The organism is Prevotella sp. OH937_COT-195, assembly GCF_003932845.1.
GTDB lineage: Bacteria > Bacteroidota > Bacteroidia > Bacteroidales > Bacteroidaceae > Prevotella.
This window is the reverse complement of the sequence record NZ_RQZH01000014.1, coordinates 1-26,200: the sequence shown is the minus strand read 5'-3', so window position 1 is coordinate 26,200 and position 26,200 is coordinate 1. Positions and strand designations below refer to the sequence as shown.

23 protein-coding genes are annotated in these 26,200 nt (G+C 45.1%); 14 read left to right on the top strand and 9 right to left on the bottom strand.

The genetic code is table 11. The annotated features are described in order from the left end of the window. Positions 1 to 3: 3 nt before the first annotated feature. Positions 4 to 150: a DNA cytosine methyltransferase gene (locus EII32_RS12825; RefSeq protein ID WP_125234694.1), complete on the bottom strand. Its 147-nt coding sequence runs from the start codon at positions 148 to 150 to the stop codon at positions 4 to 6. 873 nt (positions 151 to 1,023) lie between these two features. Between EII32_RS12825 and rd the strand changes: the two genes are divergently transcribed. Further along, complete coding sequence (gene rd, locus EII32_RS06820; RefSeq protein ID WP_125234693.1) at positions 1,024 to 1,185, top strand: rubredoxin; 162 nt, start codon at positions 1,024 to 1,026, stop codon at positions 1,183 to 1,185. 213 nt (positions 1,186 to 1,398) lie between these two features. Further along, entirely contained in the window at positions 1,399 to 1,872 is a 474-nt protein-coding gene (locus EII32_RS06815) for a nucleoside deaminase (RefSeq protein ID WP_125234692.1), read from the top strand. A 274-nt stretch (positions 1,873 to 2,146) separates the two neighbouring features. Here EII32_RS06815 and EII32_RS06810 read toward each other — a convergent pair whose 3' ends face one another. From EII32_RS06810 to EII32_RS06795, 4 genes are all read right to left on the bottom strand, one after another. Beyond that, positions 2,147 to 3,721 (bottom strand): ribonuclease E/G, encoded by a 1,575-nt coding sequence (locus EII32_RS06810; protein ID WP_125234691.1) that lies wholly within the window; start codon positions 3,719 to 3,721, stop codon positions 2,147 to 2,149. A gap of 234 nt (positions 3,722 to 3,955) precedes the next feature. Next, positions 3,956 to 4,255, bottom strand: coding sequence for an HU family DNA-binding protein (locus EII32_RS06805; protein WP_125234690.1), 300 nt, complete (start codon positions 4,253 to 4,255; stop codon positions 3,956 to 3,958). Positions 4,256 to 4,547: 292 nt separating this feature from the next. Continuing rightward, a complete protein-coding gene (gene rpiB / locus EII32_RS06800) occupies positions 4,548 to 4,991 on the bottom strand; it encodes a ribose 5-phosphate isomerase B (RefSeq protein ID WP_125234689.1) in 444 nt (147 codons plus the stop codon). 87 nt (positions 4,992 to 5,078) lie between these two features. Continuing rightward, positions 5,079 to 7,091, bottom strand: coding sequence for a transketolase family protein (locus EII32_RS06795; RefSeq protein WP_125234688.1), 2,013 nt, complete (start codon positions 7,089 to 7,091; stop codon positions 5,079 to 5,081). 390 nt (positions 7,092 to 7,481) lie between these two features. Between EII32_RS06795 and EII32_RS12130 the strand changes: the two genes are divergently transcribed. The 4 genes from EII32_RS12130 to EII32_RS06780 are packed head-to-tail and all read left to right on the top strand — an operon-like array spanning position 7,482 to position 8,984. Then, positions 7,482 to 7,637 carry a hypothetical protein gene (locus EII32_RS12130; protein WP_158611145.1) on the top strand — a complete coding sequence of 52 codons (156 nt, stop codon included), beginning with the start codon at positions 7,482 to 7,484 and terminating at the stop codon, positions 7,635 to 7,637. Between the two features lie 6 nt (positions 7,638 to 7,643). Further along, complete coding sequence (locus EII32_RS06790) at positions 7,644 to 8,546, top strand: RluA family pseudouridine synthase (RefSeq protein WP_125234687.1); 903 nt, start codon at positions 7,644 to 7,646, stop codon at positions 8,544 to 8,546. 60 nt (positions 8,547 to 8,606) lie between these two features. Then, positions 8,607 to 8,759, top strand: a complete 153-nt coding sequence (locus tag EII32_RS06785) for a sulfate transporter (protein ID WP_125234686.1) — start codon at positions 8,607 to 8,609, stop codon at positions 8,757 to 8,759. 45 nt (positions 8,760 to 8,804) lie between these two features. After that, positions 8,805 to 8,984, top strand: coding sequence for a hypothetical protein (locus EII32_RS06780; RefSeq protein ID WP_125234685.1), 180 nt, complete (start codon positions 8,805 to 8,807; stop codon positions 8,982 to 8,984). A 34-nt stretch (positions 8,985 to 9,018) separates the two neighbouring features. Here the strand turns inward: EII32_RS06780 and EII32_RS06775 are convergent, their stop codons facing one another. Further along, positions 9,019 to 9,669: an HD domain-containing protein gene (locus EII32_RS06775; protein ID WP_125234684.1), complete on the bottom strand. Its 651-nt coding sequence runs from the start codon at positions 9,667 to 9,669 to the stop codon at positions 9,019 to 9,021. Positions 9,670 to 9,770: 101 nt separating this feature from the next. Here EII32_RS06775 and menA point away from each other — a divergent pair, with 101 nt between their 5' ends. Continuing rightward, a complete protein-coding gene (gene menA / locus EII32_RS06770; RefSeq protein WP_125234683.1) occupies positions 9,771 to 10,673 on the top strand; it encodes a 1,4-dihydroxy-2-naphthoate octaprenyltransferase in 903 nt (300 codons plus the stop codon). 90 nt (positions 10,674 to 10,763) lie between these two features. On the opposite strand, the gene glmM is transcribed toward menA, so the two are convergent. Both glmM and EII32_RS06760 read right to left on the bottom strand, forming a co-directional pair. Further along, a complete protein-coding gene (glmM, locus tag EII32_RS06765; protein ID WP_125234682.1) occupies positions 10,764 to 12,167 on the bottom strand; it encodes a phosphoglucosamine mutase in 1,404 nt (467 codons plus the stop codon). Positions 12,168 to 12,212: 45 nt separating this feature from the next. Further along, positions 12,213 to 12,857: a DUF4827 domain-containing protein gene (locus EII32_RS06760; protein ID WP_125234681.1), complete on the bottom strand. Its 645-nt coding sequence runs from the start codon at positions 12,855 to 12,857 to the stop codon at positions 12,213 to 12,215. 322 nt (positions 12,858 to 13,179) lie between these two features. Between EII32_RS06760 and EII32_RS06755 the strand changes: the two genes are divergently transcribed. From EII32_RS06755 to EII32_RS12125, 4 genes are all read left to right on the top strand, one after another. Beyond that, a complete protein-coding gene (locus tag EII32_RS06755) occupies positions 13,180 to 14,052 on the top strand; it encodes an electron transfer flavoprotein subunit beta/FixA family protein (protein WP_125234680.1) in 873 nt (290 codons plus the stop codon). A 3-nt stretch (positions 14,053 to 14,055) separates the two neighbouring features. Further along, positions 14,056 to 15,081: an electron transfer flavoprotein subunit alpha/FixB family protein gene (locus tag EII32_RS06750; protein WP_125234679.1), complete on the top strand. Its 1,026-nt coding sequence runs from the start codon at positions 14,056 to 14,058 to the stop codon at positions 15,079 to 15,081. A 77-nt stretch (positions 15,082 to 15,158) separates the two neighbouring features. Next, positions 15,159 to 16,886, top strand: coding sequence for an acyl-CoA dehydrogenase family protein (locus tag EII32_RS06745; RefSeq protein ID WP_125234678.1), 1,728 nt, complete (start codon positions 15,159 to 15,161; stop codon positions 16,884 to 16,886). Between the two features lie 530 nt (positions 16,887 to 17,416). Beyond that, a complete protein-coding gene (locus EII32_RS12125) occupies positions 17,417 to 17,554 on the top strand; it encodes a hypothetical protein (RefSeq protein WP_158611144.1) in 138 nt (45 codons plus the stop codon). A 138-nt stretch (positions 17,555 to 17,692) separates the two neighbouring features. Here the strand turns inward: EII32_RS12125 and lipA are convergent, their stop codons facing one another. Next, positions 17,693 to 19,525, bottom strand: coding sequence for a lipoyl synthase (lipA, locus tag EII32_RS06735; protein ID WP_125234676.1), 1,833 nt, complete (start codon positions 19,523 to 19,525; stop codon positions 17,693 to 17,695). Positions 19,526 to 19,983: 458 nt separating this feature from the next. On the opposite strand from lipA, the gene EII32_RS06730 reads away from it, so the two are divergent. From EII32_RS06730 to EII32_RS06720, 3 genes are all read left to right on the top strand, one after another. Then, a complete protein-coding gene (locus tag EII32_RS06730; RefSeq protein ID WP_158611143.1) occupies positions 19,984 to 21,072 on the top strand; it encodes a hypothetical protein in 1,089 nt (362 codons plus the stop codon). Between the two features lie 11 nt (positions 21,073 to 21,083). Then, a complete protein-coding gene (locus EII32_RS06725; protein ID WP_125234674.1) occupies positions 21,084 to 24,251 on the top strand; it encodes a hypothetical protein in 3,168 nt (1,055 codons plus the stop codon). Positions 24,252 to 24,263: 12 nt separating this feature from the next. Continuing rightward, a partial coding sequence (locus tag EII32_RS06720; protein WP_233582333.1) for a DUF6443 domain-containing protein occupies positions 24,264 to 26,200 on the top strand: 1,937 nt, incomplete at its 3' end.

The window sequence follows — 26,200 nt, the reverse complement described above, 5'->3', positions numbered from 1 at the left end:
TCATCAAATATTACTACGATTGTGTCTATAGGTAACCATAGCATCTTCCCTGCAGTCAATAGCCAGAAGGCATTTGAAGCCAGAAGGCTCAAAACTGAGGGACATACCACCACACCCAGAAAAGAGGTCAATAAACGTATATTGAGGCATATTTATGTACTAACCAAATTTGTATTGGCTACAAAGGTACGAAGAAGATAGCAGAGGGACGAGGGGATTTCCCTATTTAACACTGAAAACCAAGATGCGGGGCTCGGAGAAGGCGAAACGTGGCGAGAGACTCAGGGGCAGTGATGCTCTGCGAGCCTCTTTTTATGCGAAAAGGCATAGTAGGCATGGGTTCGTGAGAGGCTGTAATTTCCTACCTTTTCCTTGAATTTCCTGTGACTTCCTTACCTTTTCATAAACAGTGGATTAGCGCATACTTTTGCATTGTCAGACTTGATAGAATACTCTATGCGCAAGAGTGAGTTATTCATTTCAAAACAACGGAATTATGACAATTTAAGCATTATATTGGCTGTCTCAGAGTCATATTTGTATTGATTTATATCTTGGGTATACTATTATGACACTGTCGAGGGGTATCTATAATATAATATTGTATATTTGAGAGAAATCTGTTTGTTTGACTTTGCGGTTACCAAGGAACATATCGGCAAAATTTGGGGAATAATGGTTTGTTTTTCATGCCATTAATATATGAAACATATTTGAATTGAGTAAATGAATATAGAAAGTTCTGCAGAGGTATTTTAATACAAAGGCTGTTTTGCTTTTCAATTTCGGCTATTTTACATTGCAATTTCGGCGGTTTTGAAATGCAATTCTGCCTGTTTTGAATTAATTCGCGATAAAAATTGGCAGAAAGTTTCTTGTTTTATTGATTATTGAGTATATTTGCAGGCTGAAACATAAGTGGTGGGTGTTCAAAATTAATTGCATATACATAACAGATATAAGATTAGTTTTAATGCCTGTTTATTTACTAAAACATTATTAACAATTTAAAAGCGAAACGATATGAAAAAGTATGTTTGCGACGTATGTGGTTACGAATATGACCCCGAAGTGGGCGACCCTGAAAACGGAATAGAGCCGGGAACGGCATTCGAAGACCTGCCCGAAGATTGGGTATGCCCATTGTGTGGCGTTGGTACCGATGAATTCTCGGAGGCAGAGTAATCCGGAAGGCTAAATCAAATCCCTCCCTTGGGTGGACATAACTTGAATGTCTCTTGTCGTGGGAGGGATTTTTGTTTTTGTACATCAATATTATTTGTTTATTCATTCTTTGCCTGTTTTTTTGCATGTTTGCATTAATTCAGGCATGTTTTTGTGCAATACTTGGTCTGTCTAATTTTTATCATTAACTTTACAATAAAATAATTAAAGAATATGGAGAACAATAACGAGAAATTCATGCGCATGGCGATAGACCTTGCGGTTGAGAATGTTGCCAACGGAGGTGGTCCGTTTGGTGCGGTGATAGTAAAGGACGGAGAGGTTGTAGCGACGGGGGTGAACCGTGTAACATCGAACAACGACCCCACAGCGCATGCCGAGGTGAGTGCCATACGTGCCGCATGCTCGCGTCTTCACACGTTCAACCTTGAAGGAACGACGATATATTCGTCGTGCGAGCCGTGTCCTATGTGTCTCGGTGCAATCTACTGGGCGCACATATCGCATGTTTTCTGTGGTTGCAACAAGAACGATGCCGAGGACATTAATTTCGGTGATGCGTTCATTTACCGTGAGTTGGAGAAATCTAATGACGAGCGCGAGCTGTCTCAGCAATTCATAATGCACAACGAGGCACTGCGTGCTTTTCGCGCATGGACGGCAAAGGCTGACAAGATAGAGTATTAAACCCCAATCTGTCATTAGACCGCATTTGCTTAGATTTGCCATTGCCGTTACGCTTCCCAACTGCTTTTAGCCCGCTTGCTGACATCTGCACAGCCATTACATCCCGATGCAGCCCGCTACGCCTTCGATTAAACTGCTGCACATCTGCTCAAAAATCGAACAAAATCGGTTGAGGGTTCTAATGACCGATTCGGGTTAAAAATAGACGACAAGATGGATATGCCGTGAAAAAGAAAGAGCCTGATGCTTCGAATGTCTGCATCAGGCTCTTTCCTTATTTGGTCTCTTGTTCCTCGCGCATGTCGATGAGTTGTTTCTTGCGGTCAAAGAATTCATATTGCAAGAAACCCATCTTCTGCGATGGAATGATGTGTATGCCCAGTCCGTATTTCATCTGCCATTTGCGTTTCATGCTTATGAAACCTTGATTTATGTATGCGGCGACATACGGGTGGACATGCAGATAGAATGTTTTAACGCCAATCTTGCTTACGAGGCGGTCAATCTTTCGCTCCAGTTGGTCGGTAAACAGGAAACTCGATTTTATTGTTCCCTTTCCGAAACATGTGGGGCAGGTCTCTTCTACGTTTACATCCATTGCAGGTCTAACGCGTTGCCGGGTAATCTGCATCAATCCGAATTTCGACAATGGCAGTATGTTGTGTCGTGCTCTGTCTTTTTGCATGTTCTTGCACATGCGCTCGTAGAGCATCTGTCGGTCTTCTGCCAAGTTCATGTCGATAAAGTCAACGATGATGATACCACCCATGTCGCGCAGTCTGAGTTGCCGTGCGAGTTCGTCTGCGGCACCGAGGTTTACTTCAAGCGCGTTTCCCTCCTGTCCTTTTTCCGCCCTTGTGCGGTTGCCGCTGTTAACATCTATCACGTGCATTGCTTCGGTATGTTCTATTATTAGGTAAGCACCGTGTTTGTAGTTTACCGTCTTTCCGAAACTCGACTTAATCTGCTTGGTGATGTTGAAATTGTCAAAGATAGGCACATTGCCTCGGTACAGTTTCACAATGCCTGCCTTTTCAGGGGCAATCAGCGTGACATATTCTTTCACCTCGTTGAACACTTGTTCGTCGTTTATGTGTATGTTCTCGTATGAGGGATTGAACAGGTCGCGCAACAATGCTACCACTCTGCTTGTCTCCTCATAGATTAACTGAGGTCTTTTTTGTGTTTTCTGTACCTTGACGATGGCATCCTCCCAACGTTTTAGGAGGATTTTGAGTTCGGAGTCGAGTTCTGCCACTCTCTTTCCCTCTGCCACAGTACGCACTATAACGCCCACGTTTTTGGGTTTTATGCTCTGTATGAGTTGTTTGAGTCTGGCGCGCTCTTCACCGCTTTTGATTTTTGTAGAAACAGAAACTTTGTCGTTGAAAGGTATAAGAACCAAGAAACGTCCTGCGAAACTCAATTCTGCCGTGAGCCGCGGTCCTTTTGTTGATATGGGTTCTTTAACTATCTGCACCAGCACTTCCTTGTCTTTCTCCAACATATTGGTAATGGAGCCGTCCTTTTTCACTTCCGGAAGTCTTGCAGCCTTTGCGAACGGGTAAAGTTTTTTCCTGTCGCTCTGTACCTGTTTCAGATACTTTTCGTAGGAATTGAATTGCCCACCCAAGTCAAGATAATGTAGAAAAGCGTCGCGTTCGTATCCCACATCCACAAAACTTGCATTAAGTCCGGCCATAAGTTTCTTAACTTTGGCCACATAGATGTTTCCAACCGAGAACGAAGCCGAGCGGGGTTCTGTCTGGTATTCCACCAAGTTCTTGTCCTCCAGCAAGGCTATTGAAATCTCTTTTTGTTGGACGTCAATTACTACTTCGCTGGTCATTTTCTTGTCTTTTTGTTCCCCGGGTTCCGGTATTGTGAGATTTTGGTCTCTATGTTATTTGTCGTTTACCGGGGTAGGGATGGTCTAAGCATAAGAGCAAGTGTTGTTACTTGCTCTTATGACGGTTTTTTCTCAATCTTTTCTTGCGCTTGTGAGTGGCCATCTTGTGACCCTTCTTTTTCTTTCCGTTAGGCATAATGTTAATATTTATATGTTAATTAATGGGTTTGTTTTTTATTCTTCTCCTGCAAAGTCTTCACCCCTCATCTTTGCCACGAAACTCTTTGCCGGTTTGAAGTCGGGGAAATCGTGTGCCGGTATGACTATTGTGGTGTTCTTGGAGATATTCCTTGCAGTCTTTTCTGCACGGTGTTTAACGATGAAACTTCCGAAGCCGCGCAGATAAACGTTTTCCTTCTTGTCTATCAGACTGCTCTTTATTACGTCCATGAAGGCTTCAACCGTGGCAGATACGTCTTTCCGGGCAACACCTGTCTGGTTAACTATCTCCTCTATAATATTTGCCTTTGTCATTTTGATATTTGTTAAATGATAATCAATTATTTATTTTTTTCTATATTTTAATAACTTGTTAATCAGCCGATTTTATTGCGTGCTGATTTTAAAGCGGTTGCAAAGATACGAGTTTTCCACGTTATAAAAAAATCTTTTTTCGTTTTTTTTTGTAAAATGTGGGCGTCATCGGGTTTCCACCGTCATATCCGTAACTTTGAGAACAATACCGTAATATGCAGGAATGATAAAATAAAGGAATGGACAATTCATACCGTCCATTCCTTTATTACGGTTGTTTCCTTTCGTGTTCTTATTCGCTCACGGGGATTTTTTCCACTCGTCGTGCGTGACGTCCTCCCTCGAAAGGAACGGAGAAGAACTTGTCCATGATGTCGCGTGCCGTGTTGTTGTCAACGAAACGTCCCGGCATTACGAGTACGTTGGCATCGTTGTGCTGGCGGATAAGTTGCCCGATTTCGGGGTTCCAGCATACTCCGGCACGAATGCCTTGATGCTTGTTGAGCGTCATGGAAATGCCTTGCCCGCTGCCGCATATTGCGATGCCGGGGTAAACTTCGCCGCTCTCGATGCCCTTTGCAAGTTCGTGGGCATAGTCGGGGTAGTCAACCGATGCGTCGCTCCATGTTCCATAGTCTTTCACGGGATAGCCTTTTTCCTCCAAATACTGCATTACAAATTGCTTTAAGGGATAGCCTGCGTGGTCGCAGGCAACACCAACTGTCTTTATTTCCATAATATTCAGTTTTTTGTCCCGTACCCGTCGCCTTACGGTTTTATGCTTGCTGCATGTACTTACTGGTTTCTGGTTTCGGGAGATTTATTATAACATTGATTTTACTTGATTATATACATTTTCTGCCGTGTAGCCGAGTTTCTCGTCGAGTACTTTGTAAGGAGCCGAGAAGCCGAAACTCGTCATGCCGAATACCTTGCCGTTCGAGCCTGCGAGACTTTCGAGAGTGACAGGCAGTCCGGCTGTCATTCCGAATATCTTGGCATCCGGTGGCAGTATGCTCTCTTGGTATTCCTTGCTCTGGTTGCGGAACAATCCTTCGGAAGGCACGCTCACTATGCGTACTTTTACACCGTCCTTGCGCAGCAACTCCGCTCCGGCTACAAGCGTGCTTACTTCCGAACCGTCGGCAAGGAGTATAACATCGAACTTCTCGTCGCTGCCTGCCACGACGTATGCACCTCTGCGTGCCTGATTATAATCGTTGCCGGCAGGCAGTTTGTCGATGTTCTGTCGTGAGAGAATGAGAGCCGTCGGGGTGTCATTGTTTTCCATTGCCATGGCCCAACATACCGTTGTTTCGTCGGCATCGGCGGGGCGGAACACTCGTACCGAGTCTTTTCCAGCATGGTTTTTCAGTTTTTCCATCAGACGTATCTGTGCTTCCTGTTCCACCGGTTCGTGTGTCGGTCCGTCTTCGCCAACTCGGAATGCATCGTGCGACCAGATGAATTTTATCGGAACTTGCATCAATGCCGCCATGCGCACCGCAGGTTTCATATAGTCGGAGAATACGAAGAACGTGCCGCATGCCGGTATAACGCCTCCGTGGAGGTACATTCCTATGCACATGCACGCCATTGTAAGTTCTGCCACTCCGGCTTGGAAGAAAGCTCCTTCGAAATCGTCTTTCTGTATAGATTTCGTCTTTTTCAGGAAACCGTCGGTCTTATCGGAGTTGGACAGGTCTGCACTTGCACAAATCATGTTGCCCACCTGCTCTGCCAGTATGCCGAGACATGTTGCGCCGGCAACGCGTGTGGCCGAGCCTTCTTTCTGCACGCATCCGCTCCAGTCAATCTTCGGTGCGTTTCCTCCGAACCATTCTTTCATCAGTTCCGCCTTTTGCGGGTTGGCTTTTGCCCACGCCTCTTCCTCTGCATGTCGTTCGGCAACAATCTTCTTTAGTTCTTCTCGTCGTGCGGCATACAACTGTTGCACTTCTGGGAAAATCGTGAAGGGATTGTCAAGGTCGGCTCCGAGATTTTTCATCGTATTGATATAAGCATCGCCTCCGAGTGGTGCACCGTGTGTGTTTATACATGCTTCGTAACTCGTTCCGTCGGCACGGCGTGCTCCTTTGCCCATTACGGTCTTTCCTATGATGAGCGTCGGGCGTTTATCTTCATTCTTTGCGTCTTTAAGAGCCTCGCGTATTTCATCGGCATCGTTCCCGTTTATGGTCATCACGTTCCATCCCCATGCCTTGTACTTTGCTGCGGTATCCTCGTTGATTACCTCTTTTGTTTCGGTGGAAAGTTGAATGTCGTTTGAGTCGAAGAACATTATCAGGTTGTTCAGTCCGAGCGTTCCGGCTATGCGTCCTGCGCCTTGCGAAATCTCCTCTTGCACTCCTCCGTCAGAGATATATGCGTAAATCTTGTGCTGCATCGGTGTTTTGCCCAAGCGTGCCTCAAGGAATTTCTCCGCCACTGCTGCTCCCGCGGCAAAGGTGTGTCCCTGTCCGAGCGGTCCAGATGTGTTTTCTATGCCTCGTTTCACGTCTCGTTCGGGGTGTCCCGGGGTGGGCGATCCCCACTGGCGGAATTGTTTCAGTTCGTCTATCGAGAACTTTCCATGCATTGCCAAAGCCGAGTATAGCATCGGCGACATGTGCCCCGGGTCGAGGAAGAAACGGTCGCGCCCCGCCCATTCCGGTTGTTCGGGGTCATATACAAGGAACTCCGAGAAGAGTACATTGATGAAATCGGCACCTCCCATGGCTCCGCCCGGGTGTCCCGATTTTGCTTTTTCGACCATTGATGCCGCCAATATTCGTATGTTGTCGGCAGCTCTGGTCATCAGTTTCTTATCGTTCATATTTTTGTTTTATTGTTTTGTTGTACTTTTTTATGCATGAATGACTTATGAATAAGGACACAGCCCCTTCATTTCCGATTTTTTACCACAATGTCATATTATAGATTCGTTCGTTGTTTTTCGTCATAATTACAGATTATGCGGTTAAGAATCTTAATTTGCGTGTAAAGTTACAACTTTTTTCTTTATTACATCTCGTTTTACCGTTCTTTTTCTTTTGTGTGTTGTTGTTATAACACTTTTTAATAGATTGTAAACTTGCCTTTGTCTGTTTCGGTGTCTGTTGTCTGAATATTGAGATTCGCCGACATTCCGACATGCCTTCGGTTATTGTTAAAAAACGCTTGTTTCGGTTGGCTGTCATGTGTGTTGTGTTGGCTTGTAGAGAGTGTGTATAGATTGCAAATGTCGGCAAATTATTTGTGGATTTGCGGAAAAGAGGTAACTTTGCAGGACAAATGTGAAAAAGCGGTTTGTCCAAGCGCGTTCGGAAATGATGATGCCGTAAGCGAGAAAGTGCCGAAAGGAGAATATAAAATAAGGTAAATAGGAATGAAAAATAATGTCATAGATCAGAAAGGCGATTACAGCAGGTTTGACGTGGAGCGTGAACAGTCGTTGTTGGAGTTTCTGCTTGAGAACGTGAAAGGGCAGAGCAGGTCTAAAATTAAGGCCACGCTGCAAGGGCACGGGGTGTTCGTGGGAAAGACATGCGTCACGCAGTTCGACTATATGTTGAAACCCGGCATGCGTGTCTCGGTAAGCAACACGAAACGCAATCTCAACATGCTTCGCAGTCGTTACTTCAAGATTGTTTATGAAGACCGGTATATTGTTGTTGTGGATAAGTCTGTGGGAATACTCTCTATGGCTGCCGGACACTCGTCGCTGAATGTTAAGGCGGTGCTTGACGACTATTTTCGCAGGTCGCGGCAGCGTTGTAATGCTCATGTTGTACACCGTCTCGATCGCGACACAAGCGGTCTTATGATATATGCAAAGGACATGCAGGCGGAGCAAATGCTTGAGAGAAACTGGCACGATATGGTGTATGGCCGCCGCTACGTAGCGTTGCTGTCGGGGCGTTTGGAGCAGAAAGAGGGGACGATTGCCAACTGGCTGAAAGACAGCAGCGCGTATGTGACATATTCTTCCAATGTGGATAACGGCGGAAAATATGCCGTGACGCATTTCTATACCATAGGGGAGAGTGAAAAGCATTCGCTTGTTGAGTTCCGACTTGAGACCGGACGTAAGAATCAAATACGCGTGCATGCTGCCGATATGGGGCACCCCGTGTGCGGGGATATTAAGTATGGCAACGGCGACGACCCCGCGGGGCGGCTTTGTCTGCATGCTTTCGTGCTGTGTTTCCATCATCCGGTGACACGTGAGAAGATGGAATTTTCGACACCTGTACCGCAAAGTTTTATAAACGTATTGAAGAAAGGGTAGTGTACCGGATTGTTTTCCGGTGATATGACATTTCCTTGTTGCTTCCTCAAAATAATTGTTATGAGTGATTTATTGTATTATATTTTCGGCTTCGTGGTGCTGGCGGCAGCCCTTTATCTTATGAAAAAGGTTGCGAGTTGTCTGGTAAAGGCAATGGTTGCGGCTGTCATCGCTTTAGTACTCGGTGTGGTGTATTATTTGTTTTTTATTTGATTTAACCCCAATCTGTCATTAGACCGCATTTGCTTAGATTTTCTATTGCCGTTACGCTTCCCAACTGCTTTAGCCCGCTTGCTGACATCTGCGCAGCCGTTTCATCCCGACGTAGCCCGCTACGCCTTCGATGAAACGGCTGTACATCTGCTCAACAATCGAACAAAATCGGTTGAGGGTTCTAATGACCGATTTGGGTTTAAAGGCTCTGCAACAATGCAATGACATACTGTTTATTGCCAATGCTTGTGCCGTGTGTTTAAAGAGGGTGGGAGGCAGGCTCGTGTTCTTCGGAGTAAAATCTGTCGAACATGTCGCGAAGCAGCATTTTGTCTTCAATCATTTCCCTTATCTTTTTCAGGTTTTGTTCGTTGGGCGAGCCGGGAATCCATAGTTTTATGTATCCGTTATGCGAATATTTGTTGTTGAGATGTTCGCAGAATCGTTTCCAATGACTTTCTCTGTCAAGTTCGGGATAGTTGGAAAGACCGAACTGTACTGTGCGCCGCATTACCGTCTCCGGATTGAGGTCGCGGTCTGCCTCTGCCACTATTTTACCGTACATGTTGCGTGGAGCATGACTTGCCGATGCCCGATGATCCTCTACGGCTTCCTTCATTATCTTGAGTTTCTCGGGCGAGAACCATCGTTTCAAGCGCGCATCGGAAGCGAGTATTTTACCGCCCGTGATATGGTGTATGGCGCGCGGACCGGCAAGTCCGAGATCGTGATAGGCAGCAACGGTGTATGTCATGTCGAGGTCTGCACCCAGCCGACGTGCTATTTCGAGCGATCGCCTCACAACGCCGATAACATGTTCCATGCCGTGAGCCTTGTCGAACTCGGCATAGCGCGGCAGAATGCTTTTCTCTATAAACTCCATCAAGTCGAGACTTATGTTGTTGCCCATTGCGAAAAAGGTATTATTTGTTTGCAAATGTACATATTTATGTTTAATTTTGCAAACCTTTCGGTTTACATTTTTCAGTTTTATGCAACGATAAAAGAATAATGAACGAAGATAACATTATCAAAAATTCGGCGCGTGCATGGTTGCTTGCCGCGCGCCACAAGACACTTGCGGGGGCTGCGGTGCCTGTAATGATCGGTCTGTCGCTCGCCTTTGCCGACCTGCGTGCAGCCGGCACTTTCGATTGGTTGCCGGCGTTGCTTTGCATGCTGTTTGCTTTCATTATGCAGATAGATGCCAATTTTATCAACGATTATTTTGACTTTGTGCGCGGGAATGACGATGAGACGCGTCTCGGACCAAAGCGAGCGTGTGCCCAGGGGTGGGTGGGAGTTGGCGCGATGCGCGTTGCCATGGCATCGACCACTGCTTCGGCATGCCTTGTGGGACTGCCGCTGATTTTTTACGGAGGTGTCGAGATGGTGCTTGTCGGGGCGGTGTGCGTGCTGTTCTGTTTCCTATATACCACCCATCTCAGTTATCGTGGTTTGGGCGACGTGCTCGTTGTTGTTTTCTTCGGACTTGTTCCGGTGTGTGTGCCGTACTATATAGAAACCCACGGGCTGACGCTTAACGTCTTCGTAGCGGCTATTGCGTGCGGATTGGTAATAGATACGTTGCTCGTGGTAAACAACTACCGCGACATCGACAACGACCGACGTGCCGGAAAAATCACCCTCTGCGTGCGTATCGGAGAACGGGTTAGCCGGCGTTTATATCTCATGCTTGGCATCACCGCCGTTCTTGCAGGTGCCGTGTATGTGTCAGGCGGATATTTGTTTGCCGCGATTTTTCCACTGCCTTATCTGTTGCTGCACTACAAATCTTACAAAAGGCTGGTGAAGATTGGCAAAGGGGCTGCACTGAATACCGTGCTCGGCGAAACGGCTCGCAACATGTTTGCCTACGGGTTGCTCGTGTCGCTCGGAATTCTTCTGTCTTGATACGTATGCGATATATAACATATAAGGTGACGGCCGTGCGACCGTCACCTTATACATTATAATATATGTCTCGGTTGGGTATGATTGTGTTTACTGAATGTCGTAAACCAACTGCATTATCTTCTTGCCCAAAGCGTCTGCTTGTTCCATTGTAGAAGCCTCGCTATATACGCGTATTATAGGTTCGGTGTTGCTCTTGCGCAGATGAACCCACGAGTCGGCAAAATCTATTTTGACTCCATCGATGTCGTTGATTTGTTCGTTTGAATATATATCCTTAACTTTTTCGAGTATCGCGTCAACGTCGGTCTGCGGCGTGAGGTCTATTCGGTTTTTTGCGATAAAGTACGGAGGGAAGGTTTTGCGCAACGTTGACGCTTTGGTTTCCTTGCGTGCCAGCATGCTGAGAAACAATGCAATGCCCACGAGTGCATCGCGACCGTAGTGGCTGTCGGGATATATCACACCTCCGTTTCCTTCTCCTCCGATTACTGCTCCCACCTCTTTCATCTTAGTGGTAACATTGACCTCGCCCACGGCTGATGCATAATAACTGCCGCCTTTGGCCTCGGTTACATCGCGCAGGGCACGGGTACTGCTCAGGTTGCTTACCGTTACGGGTGCGGTTTTGCCCTCTTCTTCCATTCTTGACATAACATAGTCGGCAACGGATACCAGCGTGTATTCCTCTCCGAACATCTCTCCGTTCTCGCAGATGAACGCAAGGCGGTCGACATCGGGGTCTACCACTATTCCGAGATCGTAGTGTCCGCTCTTCATCTCGGTCATTATGCCGCCGAGATTTTTTTCCAAAGGTTCCGGATTGTGGGCAAAATCTCCGTCCGGATTGCCGTTGATGAACTTGTATGACACACGCAGTTGCTCGAGAAGTTTTGGCAGTATTACGCCCCCCACGGAGTTTATCGGGTCAACACATACGTTGAAACGTGCTTTGCGTATTGCTTCGAGGTCAACGTATGACAGTTGCAATACGGCATCGATGTGCTTCTGGTCGAACGAGTTGTCTTCTATGTATTTGCCGAGATGGTCGACATCGGCATATTCGAATTTCTCTTCTTCGGCAAGGCGCAGTACTTCCCGTCCCTCTTCATTGTCAAGGAATTCGCCTTCGTGGTTGAGCAGTTTCAGGGCATTCCATTGTCTTGGGTTGTGGCTTGCGGTTATTATTATCCCTCCGTCGGCATCTGCCATGCGCACGGCAAGTTCGGTTGTCGGGGTGGTGGCAAGTCCTATGTTGACAACATCGCAGCCGAATCCCATGAGCGTTCCGCACACAACGTTTTTAACCATTTCGCCCGAGATGCGCGCATCTCTGCCCACCACAATTCTCCCCGAAGCCATCGGGCGTTGTTTTTTCTTGATGAAAGTGGCGTATGCGGTTACAAATTTCACTATGTCGAGCGGGTTGAGTGTGTCGCCGGTGGTGCCGCCAATCGTTCCCCGAATGCCCGATATTGATTTTATCAGAGTCATTTCCTTTTATTTTATCTTGTTGTCAAATCTTGTTGTTGCGCAGTATTATATACCTCTTTCGTATGTTATGGTGTAGAAACAGGGATATACTCCTATTGTGGCATAACTCTGTCCCTGCGAGTGAGGCACTATAAGGTTTACCTTTGCAATCTCTTCTTCTTTGTTCTTCGGCCTTCCTATCTTTATGTAAGGCATCGGTGCAAGCCATCCCGACGGCACGGACGCACTGCCATATACTTGATACATAATACTTTTGTTAGTGTCGAAAGATGCCGTGAACGTTCCGCTCGTGTTCGTTACGAACATCTTGTCCGGTATTGCCGACAGGTAATTGTTGGTTCTGTTGTCAAGAAGCAACGAGTCTGTGAGTATGTTTGTCTCGGTAAACCGGCAAAGCACCGGGGTTGCCGTTTCACCGTCTTTTATTTCTTCTCCGCATCCTTTGCGTTCCAATTGCATATATACCCCCGAAGATTTTATGAGTACATATTCGTTGTTTGCCACGTTTGTGGTAAAGCCCTGCTGCTCAAACTGCGTTTCGCTGATGGTTCTTATGCCTTTTTTCTTCAAGAAAAGCTTAATGGCTTCGTTCTCTCTGTCAATCTTCTCGGCGTATGTCTCTACGTCATTGCAACTCATTGCCGTGAAGACTGCCACGACTGTCAATAAGGCAAATAGCATTTTTTTCATATTCGGTACTGTGATTTTATACATGTTTGTTCCATAAAATATTGCGCTGCAAAATTACAAAAATAGTATGAGATACTATAATTTTTTTCGATACTTTTGAAATGTATTACATCTAATTAATGTTTTTTGCCGTACTCCGTGTAATTGTAAAGGTTGTAAGAAATAGGCAAAAAGAACAGAAAAAACATGCACAAACGGGCAGTTTTGTGCACACTATGTTGTCTAATGTGCATTTTTTAGGTATGTTTTTTTGCCACACGGTAAAAAAAGAGTAACTTTGCACCCTTGAAAAAGAATATTATTATATTATTTATTTGTTTTTATGAAATTGAAAATCGTTGTACTTGCTAAGCAAGTTCCCGACACGCGCAATGTCGGCAAGGACGCAATGACTGCCGAAGGCACCGTTAACCGTGCTGCGCTTCCGGCCATCTTCAATCCTGAAGACTTGAATGCTTTGGAGCAAGCTCTACGCTTAAAAGAGCAAAATCCGGGGTCAACAGTGGGAGTGCTTACCATGGGGCCTCCTCGTGCAGGCGAGATAATACGTCAAGGTTTGTACCGTGGTGCAGATACCGGCTGGCTTCTAACCGACCGTCTTTTTGCCGGTGCAGACACATTGGCCACGAGTTATGCACTTGCCACGGCAATAAAGAAGATAGGCGATGTTGACATCGTACTCGGTGGTCGTCAGGCCATTGACGGCGATACCGCACAGGTTGGTCCGCAGGTGGCACAGAAACTTGGACTTAATCAAGTGACATACGCCGAGGAGATACTTAAGATAGAAGACGGAAAGGCCACAATACGCCGCCACATTGATGGCGGAGTGGAGACGGTAGTGGCTCCGTTGCCGGTGGTAATTACCGTCAACGGCAGTGCGGCACCATGTCGTCCGGCCAATGCAAAACTTGTTATGAAATACAAGCGTGCCACTTGTCCGATGGAACGACCGAAGGAAGGCACACCGTATGACAATCTGTACGACGAGCGTCCGTACCTCACTCTGAATCAGTGGAGCGTGGCAGACGTTGACGGCGATGCCGCCCAATGCGGTCTGGCAGGTTCGCCCACGAAAGTAAAGACCGTGAAAAACATCGTATTTCAGGCAAAAGAGAGCAAGAGACTCACAGCAAGCGATGGCGACATCGACGGCTTGATTAAAGAATTACTTGCAGAAAAAATCATTGGATAAGTTATGAATAATGTTTTTGTATATATAGAAATCGAGGGCACAAACGTTGCCGAGGTTTCACAAGAATTGCTTACAAAGGGCCGTAAACTTGCCAATCAGCTTGCCGTAGAACTGCATGCAGTGGTAATCGGCACAGGCATAAAGGGTAAGGTGGAAGAGCAGATACTGCCTTATGGCGTTGACAAATTGTTCGTGTTCGACGGAGAAGGACTTTTCCCATATACTTCGGCACCGCATACCGACATCATGGTAAACCTCTTTAAGGAGGAAAAACCGCAGATTTGCCTTATGGGCGCCACCGTTATCGGTCGCGATCTCGGGCCGCGCGTGTCGTCTTCGCTTACCAGCGGACTGACTGCCGACTGCACAGAACTTGAGATTGGCGATTTCGAGGACAAGAAAGAGAAGAAGGTTTATGAAAATCTACTCTATCAGATACGTCCGGCATTCGGCGGAAACATCGTTGCCACAATTGTCAATCCGGAGCATCGTCCGCAGATGGCCACCGTGCGCAGCGGCGTGATGCAGAAGTCTGTTTATGACGGTGAGGCGCGAAAAGAAGTGGTTTACCCCGAGGTGACGAAATATGTGGATATGTCTGTTGCCGGAGTTGTTAAAGTTCTCGACCGCCATGTAGAGGCTGCGAAGCACAACCTGAAGGGTGCTCCCATTGTTGTTGCCGGCGGTTACGGCATGGGTTCGAAAGAAGGCTTCGACCTGTTGTTCCGGTTGGCAAAAGAACTTCACGGAGAAGTCGGTGCCAGCCGTGCCGCAGTTGATGCGGGTTTCTGCGACAACGACCGTCAGATAGGGCAGACAGGTGTTACCGTACACCCGAAAGTTTATATCGCTTGCGGTATCTCCGGGCAGATACAGCACATCGCCGGCATGCAGGATTCGGGCATAATCATTTCGGTGAACTCCGACCCCGATGCACCGATTAACCAAATTGCCGACTATGTAATTGTGGGTACGGTGGAGGAAGTAGTTCCGAAACTCATTAAATATTATAAGGATAATAGTAAGTAAAAAAGCCTTGCCACCGTTACGTTCCACGACATGGAAAGGAGGGTGGAAGACGAATGCTTAAAAAATAGAACGTTATTATGGCAAATTATTATAGTGACCATCCGGAGTTGGAGTTCCACCTTCATCACCCGTTGATGAAGAGAGTAGTGGAACTCAAGGAAAAGGGATTTGCTGATGCCAAACAGTTCGATTACGCACCCGTGGATCACGAGGACGCAATAGAGAACTACAAGCAGATTCTTGAAATAACAGGCGACATAGCCGCAAACGTAATCGAACCGAACAGCGAGGACGTTGACATCGAGGGACCGCACCTTGAAAACAAGCGTATGATATACGCATCGAAAACTTTCGAGAACATCGAAGCCACCCGCAAGGCCGGGTTGTGGGGCATATCCATGCCGCGCAGGTATGGCGGACTGAACGTTCCGAACATAACTTTCTCGATGCTCAGCGAGATAATCTCTGCGGCAGATGCCGGTTTCCAAAATATATGGAGCCTGCAGTCTTGCATAGACACATTGTATGAGTTCGGCAACGAGGAGCAGTGCGAAAAATACATACCGCGCATTTGTGCGGGAGAAACAATGTCAATGGACCTTACCGAGCCTGATGCGGGTTCCGACCTGCAGCGTGTAATGCTGAAAGCGACATACGACGAGGCGGAAAAGTGCTGGCGACTTAACGGTGTGAAGCGTTTCATTACCAACGGAGACTCCGACATACATCTTGTTCTTGCTCGTTCGGAAGAGGGGACTCACGACGGTCGCGGACTGTCCATGTTCATCTACGACAAGCGCGACGGAGGTGTGGATGTACGCCACATAGAACATAAACTGGGTATCCACGGAAGTCCCACGTGCGAGTTGACCTACAAGAATGCCAAGGCAGAACTCTGCGGAAGTACCCGAATGGGACTTATCAAATATGTTATGGCACTGATGAACGGTGCCAGACTGGGCATTGCGGCACAGTCGGTCGGCGTGTCGCAGGAGGCTTACAACGAAGGACTGGCATACGCCAAGGAACGTGCACAGTTCGGGGAGAAAATCGTTAACTTTCCGGCAGTGTACGACATGCTCAGCCGCATGAAGGCGAAACTCGATGCCGGACGCTCGCTGTTGTACCAGACGGCAATGTATGTTGATATATACAAATGCCTTGAAGACATTCAGCGCGACCGCAAACTCACTCCCGAGGAGCGTGCCGAGATGAAGAAATATACCCGTCTTGCCGATGCTTTCACACCGCTGGCAAAGGGAATGAACTCTGAATATGCAAACCAGAACGCATACGATGCCATATCGATACACGGCGGTTCGGGATTTATAATGGAATACAAGTGCCAGCGTTTGTACCGCGATGCACGAATATTCTCAATATACGAGGGCACGACACAGTTGCAGGTGGTGGCAGCGATACGCTATATCACCAACGGAACTCTTCTCGGCATCATCAAGGAAATGATTGCAGACATAGTGCCGAATGAGGCTCATGCCGCTCTTAAAACACGCATCGAGACTCTTGTCGCAATGTACGAAGACTCTCTCAACCGTGTTAAGGAACTTGGCAGTCAGGACACACAGGATTTCCTCGCACGTCGTCTGTACGACATGACGGCCGAAATAATAATGTCGCTGTTGCTGCTTGAAGATGCAACACGCGCCCCCGAACTGTTCGGAAAGTCGGCAGAAGTATATGTACGAATGACGGAAGAGAGTGTTCTTGGAAAGTCGGCATACATAAAGAACTTCAAGGCAGAAGACCTCGACAGTTTCAAGGTATGTTGCTGCGGAGAGGCATAGAGAACGATTACCATGTTTGTGAGTGGGTTTTATAAATCGGTTCTGTCAGGTTTGTGAGTATGTAGTCTCAAATTTTGGCGGACTGCCGATTATCCCAAGTTGCTCATTAGAGCCTGAACTTATTTTGTTTGATTGCCGAACATGGTGTTTGTTTTCCCATTAAAGGCGTAGCGGGCTGCGTCGAGTTAGAAAGACATACAAGATGCCGGCAAGCGAATAAAAGATGGCAGGAAGCAAGTCGGTCAATAGAGAATGAGGGATTTTGTGACCTGATGACCGATTGGAGATTATAGAACTTACTTGTGATAAAAAATCCGGAGAAGGCTGTTCTCCGGATTTTGTTTTGCATAAATTATTCGTCAACAAGCAAGACAAACGCGAGTTATTATCCCTGACTTTTGTATATATCTCTGAAAGCATGTGCCACTTGCAAGGCAATGATGTAACCGACGGCTATCAGGACATGTATCCACTTGAAATCCGTTTCCGTAATAAACCCAAATCTGTCATTAGACCGCATTTGCTTAGATTTGCCATTGCCGTTACGCTTCCCAACCGCTTTAGTCCGCTTGCTGACATCCGCGCAGCCATTACATCTCAACGTAGCCCGCTACGCCTTCGATGAAACGGCTGCACATCTGCCCAACAGTCGAACAAAAATCGGTTGAGGGTTCTAATGACCGATTGGGGTTAAAACCAATTTCGGCGAAATTATAAAGCAAAATCGGCGGAATTGGTGTGCAATTCCGCCGATTTTGCATCGCGTTTCGGCATTTACTGTCAATCGTAATGCGGCTCGCAAGCGGTTATTCGGCTGCAAATGCGCGCTCTGCATGATATGACGACCGTACGAGCGGCCCGCTTTCAACGAATTTGAAACCTTTTTTCAATGCAGTCTGCTTGTATATCCCGAACTGCTCGGGCGTTATGTATTCCGTCACCGGCAGATGCTTCGACGTGGGTTGCAGATACTGCCCTATGGTAAGCCTGCGGCATCCCGTGGCAAGTATGTCGTCCATCAGTTCTTCCACCTCTTCCTTTGTCTCGCCCAGTCCCACCATGAAACCGGTTTTTGCCATTACCCCCGACTGCGTTATTGCCGCCAATACGTCGAGGCTGCGTTCGTAGCGAGCCACGCTGCGTACGTCCGGTGTAAGTCGGCGCACGGTCTCCATGTTGTGCCCCGCCACGTTTGGGCGTGCCGCCATCACCATCGAAATGAGTTCTTTGTTGCCCATGAAATCGGGTATCAGCACCTCTAATATCGTGTCCGGATTCTCTTTTTTTATACATGTTATGGTCTTTGCCCAATGTTCGGCACCGTAGTCCTTAAGGTCATCGCGGTCAACCGATGTTATTACGGCATATCTCAGTCCGAGTGCCTTTATCGAGTCTGCCACGTTCTGCGGTTCGTCCGGATCTAGTTTTCCGGGTCTTCCGGACAGTGTGTTGCAGAATTTGCAACTTCGCGTGCAGATGTTTCCGCCAATCATCAGCGTCGCCGTGCGCGCAGCCCAGCACTCTGTTCTGTTGGGACACAGTCCGCTTGTGCATATCGTGTTCAGGTGATGTTTTGCTATTACGTTCGCCGTCTCGCTTGAATTGGGTGTTGACGTGAGGTCTATTTTCAGCCATTCGGGTTTCTTTACGTGCGGCGGTCTTCCGAATAACAGTCTCAGCAGTTGCGGTAGTTCCATTCCGCGTATTATCGACGAGAGGTCTGTGCCGTCGAGTCTTTCGGCAACCGCTTCTCGCGTGAACTTTGTCCCTCGCAGCAAGTCGATGAGTTCTCGGTCGAGGTCGCCCGTGAGGAAATAGTCGCCCGCAATGTTTATGTTTTTTATTATGTTGTTCTTCAGTTCGATATGCGCTTCCAACGTCCCTATCTCCGGAAATCTTTTCTTCCTTACCTCCGTGAATTTCGGGTTCTTTCCATATACGAAATTGTCTGAAGCCAAATCTTCCTCTATGCGTGCAATCTCCCGCATGTCTTCGTCCGTAAGTACAAGTTCTTCCGTGCCGCACATGTACTTGCGCACATAGGCGAGAAACCCGTCGAGCGACATGTCGGTGTAATGCCCGATGTTGTTTACTCGCTGACTTACCGAAGCGACACCTTTGCTTTGCAGTTTCTCGTGCGATGGTGTTAGTGCCTCGGACAAATGCTCGAGCCGGGTGTTAAAAAGCACCGTGTTGTGGAGTACGCTGCGTTTCCTGAGACGGTAGAATGCGCTGCCTGACACTTTTTTCCCGCCTACGAGAATGTCGTTGCGACCGGACAGTTGTGCGTCAATGCCGATGCTCTGCAACAGTGCCGCCACATTATTCATGTATTCTCCGAAAGCAAGGTTCACGTTCTCGGCAAACGAGATATACGAGAACTGTATGCACCCCTCGTCGGCATATACACACCCTCCGCCGCTTTTCCTCCGGAATATGTGTACTCCGTTCTCGCGGCAGTAGTCTGCGTTTACCTCATTGTCTGTCAGTTGGTTCCGCCCGAGCATTACCGTGGGCTCCACCTGCCATGCGAAGAAATAGTCGTCATCGGTGTATTTGGTTGCAACGTATTCCTCAACTGCAAAGTAGAATGGCAGTTGTTTCGGTTTTGCCCTGTCGGGTACGATTATGTATTTCATCGGTAATCTTTTGATAATATAGATATGAGTCGTTTACAGATTCTGTTCCGAAATTCTTTGCAAAATTAGGCAAAATAATCCAATTAAAGGCATGTAGCAATGCAAAACTTTCATGCAAATAAGACAATATGTTTTTAAAAACGCTGTTCCATTACCATGAATATGCGCAAATATTTTCCAATAAATGGAATGTTTTTTTCGAAATATGTAAATATATCCGATTTTATTTGTATCTTTGCCACGTCTTTCGGAATTTTGTTCGACATCTTATTGCAGCACCAAGTCAATTGAAATTCAGGCATGACAAAATATTACGCGACATATTGTTGCTCAACAACTTATGAAAATAATTAAATCAAGGTGCTGCGTAATTGAAGATAATGAGAAACTCCCCGGTAACTATTTACAAGGAATATCTTGGTTTTACTTTGCTAATTTTACTGCTAATGTATGGACATTTGAGTAGAGCACAAGTTACAGTTAATCGTGAATGTAATCTTTTTCGTGCAGGTGATGTTACCATCAAAAAACAGATTAAGTACGAGAATCTCGGCAGAAACGGCAACTCCGTACTATGGGATCTCGGAAACGTTGAAGTGATTAATAATAAATATCGTGTGAGTTATAAAGAACAAAAAGCATTCTCCTCACGCATGACCGAGATTCAACATGGTACGCGTTACTATCATGACGTGCGTAATGATTCTGTGTTACAAATTGGTTTCGAAAACAACACTACATTGATGGACTATGATCTTCCGGAAATCACGATGAAGTATCCAATGCAATATGGCGACTCAATTTCCGGCATTTTTCATGGTCGCGGTCTTTACTGCGACAAGGCTGCAATTCGGATATTCGGAACTTACAAGACTGCTGCAGATGCCTTGGGCACGTTGATACTTCCGGATGGTGACACATTGCGGAATGTGCTGCGCATACATACCGAACGCATAATGTCAGATCTGTATTATCCGGTTGACAGTCTTGAAAACATTGTCTTCGGCAAATATTTTTCTGTTGACAGCATAAACAAGTATCTTAATTATGGATTAAATGTTTACAAAACAGACATATACAAATGGTATGCTCCGGCTTGTCGCTATCCGGTACTTGAGACGGTAAGAACCGGGGGAGACGAAATGGGAAATCCTGTTATAGGAACAGCATTTTATTATTCACCGTCTGATCAAGAAATCCTCACTTTCGATGAAGATAACAATAAAGTGAAACAACAAATGTCATATTATGGAAATGGAGATCGTTACGGTGATAAAACAATACAAAACAATTTAGATTACAATATATTCATAAACAAAGACGAAACGGAGATTCGCTTGGAGTATATGTCACCAAAAGATTCAAAAGTGTTATTAAGTCTCTACACAATTAGTGGAATGTGCATATTAAATAAAGAATTAGTGGGTAACTCTTATGGCGGTATATCTATTGAAAGCATAAATATAGATTCTTTGGAACCGGGAGTGATAATACTTGACATTTGTGTCAACAATCATCATTATTGTGAAAAAATAATCAAACATTAACAGTCATGGTTATGAGAAAAAAAATATCGCTGTTTCTTATACTCTTATTTATGATAAGCGTCCGTACTTCATGGGGACAATTACGTCCGGTCAAGAACATACAGACACCGGAAGCAGCAAGTTTGGGATTATATGGACAAGTCCCCGTAAGTCATTATACCGGTATCCCCAATGTTTCAATTCCTCTATATGAACTGGAAGTAGGAGACTACAAACTGCCTATAACTGCAAGTTATCATCTCTCTTCGGTAAAGCCCAACACCCCTTCCGGCATAATGGGACTTGGTTGGAATCTTATGGCAGGAGGGCAAATAACCAGAACTGTGCGTGGAATTATGGACGAGAATGTGGATAAAGAGGGTATTGGTCATGGGTTTTATTATCATGCTTCAAAACTGAAGAGAATGAAGAACTCCGATTTCAAGACTTATACCGAGAAAAAGATGATAGACGAGAAAGGTGGCAGTGACTGGTTTGAACTGACTCCCGATGAGTTCTCATTCAATTTCTGTGGCTACAGCGGTACTTTCTATTATAATGAAAACGGAGAGTGGACTGTTATCTCGGACGATGACATTAAGGTGGAGTTCACACCAAACAACAAGGGATTTATCAGATGGAAAGACCTAAAACATAAATTCGAAAACTATAGGCATTGGACAGGAAATTTTGACAAAAATTGCTTCTTCAACCAATTCACACTGGTTACTCCGGACGGGGTAAGATATACTTTCGGAGGTGATTCTGCCACAGAATATAGTATTCCTTACTATCTGCGCGCAAATGCAGATTTGACACCTACCACTTGGAAACTTAAAAATATAAAGTTGCTGAACGGACAAAATATAAATTTTGTCTATGAATCATATATTGCATGTGACATTCGTTATGTGCCACGTTATTATGGAACGTACAACAAACCCACCACTGTTCCGAACCGTTATATAACCAATTTCTCTGCTTATACGGGTTTCCTATTGTTCTCAACCTGTCTTTCCGAAATACACACAACCACGGAAGACATATTTTTTAACAACGAAAATCAGTGGCATGCAGGAATCAGAAATCTTATGTTTAAAGACCCTTTCGCACTATACAGAAAGATTCCCAAAGAAAACTATGACATCAGCGACGACTGCTTCAACATAAAATCGTATGACGAAGCCTATGCAGGGTTCATGCAGCCTTCTCTATTATATTTTTTAATTGATATAAAAGCAAATAGCGAGCAAGACTATTACAAGATATCACATATACAAAACCTCATTATCGGTAAATTGAAATCGAAATCATTGTCAAAGATTGAAGTATATTCCTATAATGAAGAGTTGAAGAGTAAAATAGAATTTGAATATACTGATAACTTGGGTTCCGGAGCAGACCAAAATACAAGACTGAAATTGAAAACCATAACGTTTGGCAATGATAATGTTGACAATAACGACCGAATTGTTTATAGATTTAACTATGACAAGACAAAGATGCCATATGCCGGTCTTGCAAGATGTTTCCCCCTGACAGATTCATGGGGATATTATAATGGAGGCACCGAAAACTTTTCAATAAATCCGTCTTTTTATATAAAAAGTACAATACCTTCAATGGCAAAGGCCGAGACATTGACAGAAATAATATACCCTACGGGAGGAAAAACACGTTTCGTTTATGAAGGCAATGATTATTCGTATGTGCAGACAAGAGACAGCAATGGCAATGTTCATTTGAACGAAGGGGACAAAAACTATGTCGGATTGAGGATTTCCGAAATAAAAACTCTCGATGCAGATGATAATATTATCAATAAAAAGAAATATCATTATTCAAAAACTGTGAATGGCAAAAGTAGTGGCATACTGAATTGGAAACCATGTCTCAGTCTGTTATATACAGTTAACAATACATGGAAACTTGAGGTTAAATCAAAGGAAGGGTATGGTACGCCTGTAACGAACAGAAACTCTCCGGACGTTGGCTATTCATGGGTTATAGAGGAAATGCAAGGCAGAGCCGGCGAAAGTTTAGGATATGTTAGATACAGATATTCAAACTATGACAACGACATCAAAGGTGTGTCGCACACCGATGATGATTATAGTTATTTCACAGCCGGCGGAAGGTCTGAAGCAGACCCGTATGCCAGTCGTTCACTGGAGCGTGGCAAACTTATATCAGAAGAATATTTTGATGCTTCATGGCATAAAGTACGTGAGAAAACATATATTTACAAGGCATCGTCTTCGGATCATATTGTAACGCCATATCAACAATTCATACGGGTTAAGAACGAATACAACAATGACGAGTCTTACTTTTTCGGATGGCTTCACAATACTTATATATATCATTACAATTTGATGTCGGTAAAAGATGTCATTTACGAAAAACCTTTGACGGGCACCGGTACACAAAGCATAGCCTACGAAGAGACAAAGGAGTTTAAATATAACAAGAATAATTTGGTAAATAACGAACTGATTATCACAAGTGAGAATATCCCGAATGAGATATACTATAAATATCCGGCCGATGTATATGATGATGGGACAGGGCATGAGCAATGGCAAATTGCCAACTGGATGGTGAAAAGACATGTTCTGTCGCCTGTGTTATGGAAAAGCGTTAACGAGGCAGGAAGTTCGATATGGTATAAGTATGACTACGACAAAACAGAAAATGATGTTGCTTATCTGAGCAAGATAACCACCTCATACAACTCGTCCGGCAACTCGAAAGTGAAATATCGCGTGATAAGTGCAGACTGTTTTGGAAATCCTGTGGAAATTGAAGAAAATGGTTTAAGATCGGTGCTTATATGGTCGTATTACGGACAAAAATTGATTGCGCGGATAGATAATGCCACAAAAGAAGATGTGGAAAAGTATCTTGACGGCGAGGATATCACAACATATATTCCCAAACACAAAGATTATTTATCAATATCATGGGAGGATATAGAGAAAGAATGCAGGAATAAAATGCCTAATGCGCATTTCACAATATACAAATATGATGAATTCTTTAGATTAGAATCTGTTACTGACCCAACGGGAATGACTGTTTATTATAAATATGACTTTCTCGGACGATTGAGAGAGAAATATTATTATGAAACCGGAATTAACCACCCGCAGGTAAAACGTATCATTGAACAGTATGATTATAGATACCGCATTAATTGATATTATAAAGAAATGAGAAGAATATATTCATGCATAATTTTTTCGGTTTTCATGCCTTTGTGTATTTATTCACAGACTTTTGGTTGGAATGATGGTAATGTTTCCTTTTACGAAATAGAATATTTCGATGTTATTCCGGCAGCAGATGATGCGCCACCTGTACGATTATGCAACAGCAACCGTAACAACATCGTCAGGAAAACATTCCGCGGTGTCAACGGGGACGACAATGTCGTTTCCGTAGATTTCTTTGATGACATTGGCCGCAGGCTGGAAACATCGCGGGTTGGAATAACTCCCTGCAGGCAGAACTTGGTTTCTTACGTTGAATATGACAATTTAGGAAGAGTTGGAAAGGAGTGGCTTCCCGGCGCGATGCCGTTTTCCACAGACTATCAGAACAGGGATGCTTGTATCAGCAGTTCTATAGAAACAAACGGCGGTGATGCTGAGCCTTATTCCATCTTGATATACGAGACATCACCCATTAGCAGGAAACTGCAGGAATATGGTTCGGGTATCGACTGGCACAAAAAACGAAAGGCTGTGCGCTACAACTATATGACAAATGTTGAGGGCAACGACACACTTGATTGTATTATGTATAAGGTGACGTCTTCAACAACAGATATTGACGCATTGCCGGAAATCAAAATTGAACGGTCTTATCCCTCAGGAAGCATTCATGTTACGGCTACATCTGATGAAGACGGCATGACAGTCTTCGAGTTCAAAGACAGGAAGAAACAAACAGTACTGCTTCGCAGGATAGGTAGAAAACACGGTCTTCGCACTATTCTTGATACTTATTATATCTATGACCACAAAGGAAATCTTCGTGCTGTCCTTCCGCCTGCCATGACCTCCACTAAAAATGATGCCATTTCTCCGGAAATGTTCTCAAAATACGGATATGCTTACAAATACGATCGGTTCGACAGGCTGTGTGCCAAAAAACTTCCCGGGGCGGATTGGATATTCATGATACGCGACGGAGCGGACAGGATTGTTTACGAATCAGATGGAGAGATGCGCTCGGGAAACAAAAACATATTTCATTTCTATGACGTTTTTGGAAGAGAATGTGTCACCGGAACTTGCCGCGCCGTTAATACAAAACATGTTTATGACGGCATATCGGAAGTGTTGACATGCAGATATACGGGCGACAACACTCCTTATATGGGATATACTGCAAATTGGTTTCAACAGGGTTCGTGTGATATTCTCACAGTCAAGTATTACGACAATTACAGATTTATTAATGACGATAAGAAACCGGATCCTTTTTTCACATCGGTTTGCAATGGCAATTCTGTTGTCAACGCAGATTTTCTTTCAATGAGCGATTCCCTAACATATCACAATATGGCCGGGTTCGGCGAAAGAACATTCACTCCTCGCGGTCTTGTCACAGGCTCTGTCGTGAAGCGTATAGATGGGAAAAAATCAAACAGTTACGACTACCATGTTACCTATTATGACCGTTTCTCCCGACCTGTGCAGACTCATTCCACAAACCATCTCGGGGGGTATGACAGTGACTATTTTCTCTATGATTTTACCGGTGCCGTGCTGAAACACCGTCATTTGCATTCTTCTAAATTTCACAAGAAAATACAAGAGGATTATAATTACTCCTACGATCACACCGGACGGTTGCTGACCGTCACTCACTCTGTTGACGGAAATGCCCCCGTGACATTGAAAAACAATTCCTATGACGAACTTGGTCGATTGTCGGCAGATGCGGTGAACGGCAATGGGAATCTTCGCACGACCTATACATATAATGTTCGGTCATGGCAGAAAGAGGTTAACAGCGGTCTTCACTCATACCATCTGTATTATAACGAATCATCAATTCCGAGATACAACGGTGACATATCCTCCATGGATTGGTTTAAAGGCAACGTTGGTAAATACGATTTCCATTACGATGGTGTTGG

Coding starts and splice junctions, on each gene's coding strand:
- EII32_RS06760 (WP_125234681.1), bottom strand. CDS start 12,857: ATGAAAAAAATGCTATTTGCCTTATTGACAGTCGTGGCAGTCTTCACG.
- EII32_RS06810 (WP_125234691.1), bottom strand. CDS start 3,721: ATGACCAGCGAAGTAGTAATTGACGTCCAACAAAAAGAGATTTCAATA.
- EII32_RS06750 (WP_125234679.1), top strand. CDS start 14,056: ATGAATAATGTTTTTGTATATATAGAAATCGAGGGCACAAACGTTGCC.
- rpiB (WP_125234689.1), bottom strand. CDS start 4,991: ATGGAAATAAAGACAGTTGGTGTTGCCTGCGACCACGCAGGCTATCCC.
- EII32_RS06725 (WP_125234674.1), top strand. CDS start 21,084: ATGAGAAAAAAAATATCGCTGTTTCTTATACTCTTATTTATGATAAGC.
- EII32_RS06785 (WP_125234686.1), top strand. CDS start 8,607: ATGAGTGATTTATTGTATTATATTTTCGGCTTCGTGGTGCTGGCGGCA.
- lipA (WP_125234676.1), bottom strand. CDS start 19,525: ATGAAATACATAATCGTACCCGACAGGGCAAAACCGAAACAACTGCCA.
- menA (WP_125234683.1), top strand. CDS start 9,771: ATGAACGAAGATAACATTATCAAAAATTCGGCGCGTGCATGGTTGCTT.
- EII32_RS06775 (WP_125234684.1), bottom strand. CDS start 9,669: ATGGGCAACAACATAAGTCTCGACTTGATGGAGTTTATAGAGAAAAGC.
- EII32_RS06805 (WP_125234690.1), bottom strand. CDS start 4,255: ATGACAAAGGCAAATATTATAGAGGAGATAGTTAACCAGACAGGTGTT.
- rd (WP_125234693.1), top strand. CDS start 1,024: ATGAAAAAGTATGTTTGCGACGTATGTGGTTACGAATATGACCCCGAA.
- EII32_RS06755 (WP_125234680.1), top strand. CDS start 13,180: ATGAAATTGAAAATCGTTGTACTTGCTAAGCAAGTTCCCGACACGCGC.
- EII32_RS06795 (WP_125234688.1), bottom strand. CDS start 7,091: ATGAACGATAAGAAACTGATGACCAGAGCTGCCGACAACATACGAATA.
- EII32_RS06790 (WP_125234687.1), top strand. CDS start 7,644: ATGAAAAATAATGTCATAGATCAGAAAGGCGATTACAGCAGGTTTGAC.
- EII32_RS06745 (WP_125234678.1), top strand. CDS start 15,159: ATGGCAAATTATTATAGTGACCATCCGGAGTTGGAGTTCCACCTTCAT.
- EII32_RS06815 (WP_125234692.1), top strand. CDS start 1,399: ATGGAGAACAATAACGAGAAATTCATGCGCATGGCGATAGACCTTGCG.
- glmM (WP_125234682.1), bottom strand. CDS start 12,167: ATGACTCTGATAAAATCAATATCGGGCATTCGGGGAACGATTGGCGGC.
- EII32_RS12825 (WP_125234694.1), bottom strand. CDS start 150: ATGCCTCAATATACGTTTATTGACCTCTTTTCTGGGTGTGGTGGTATG.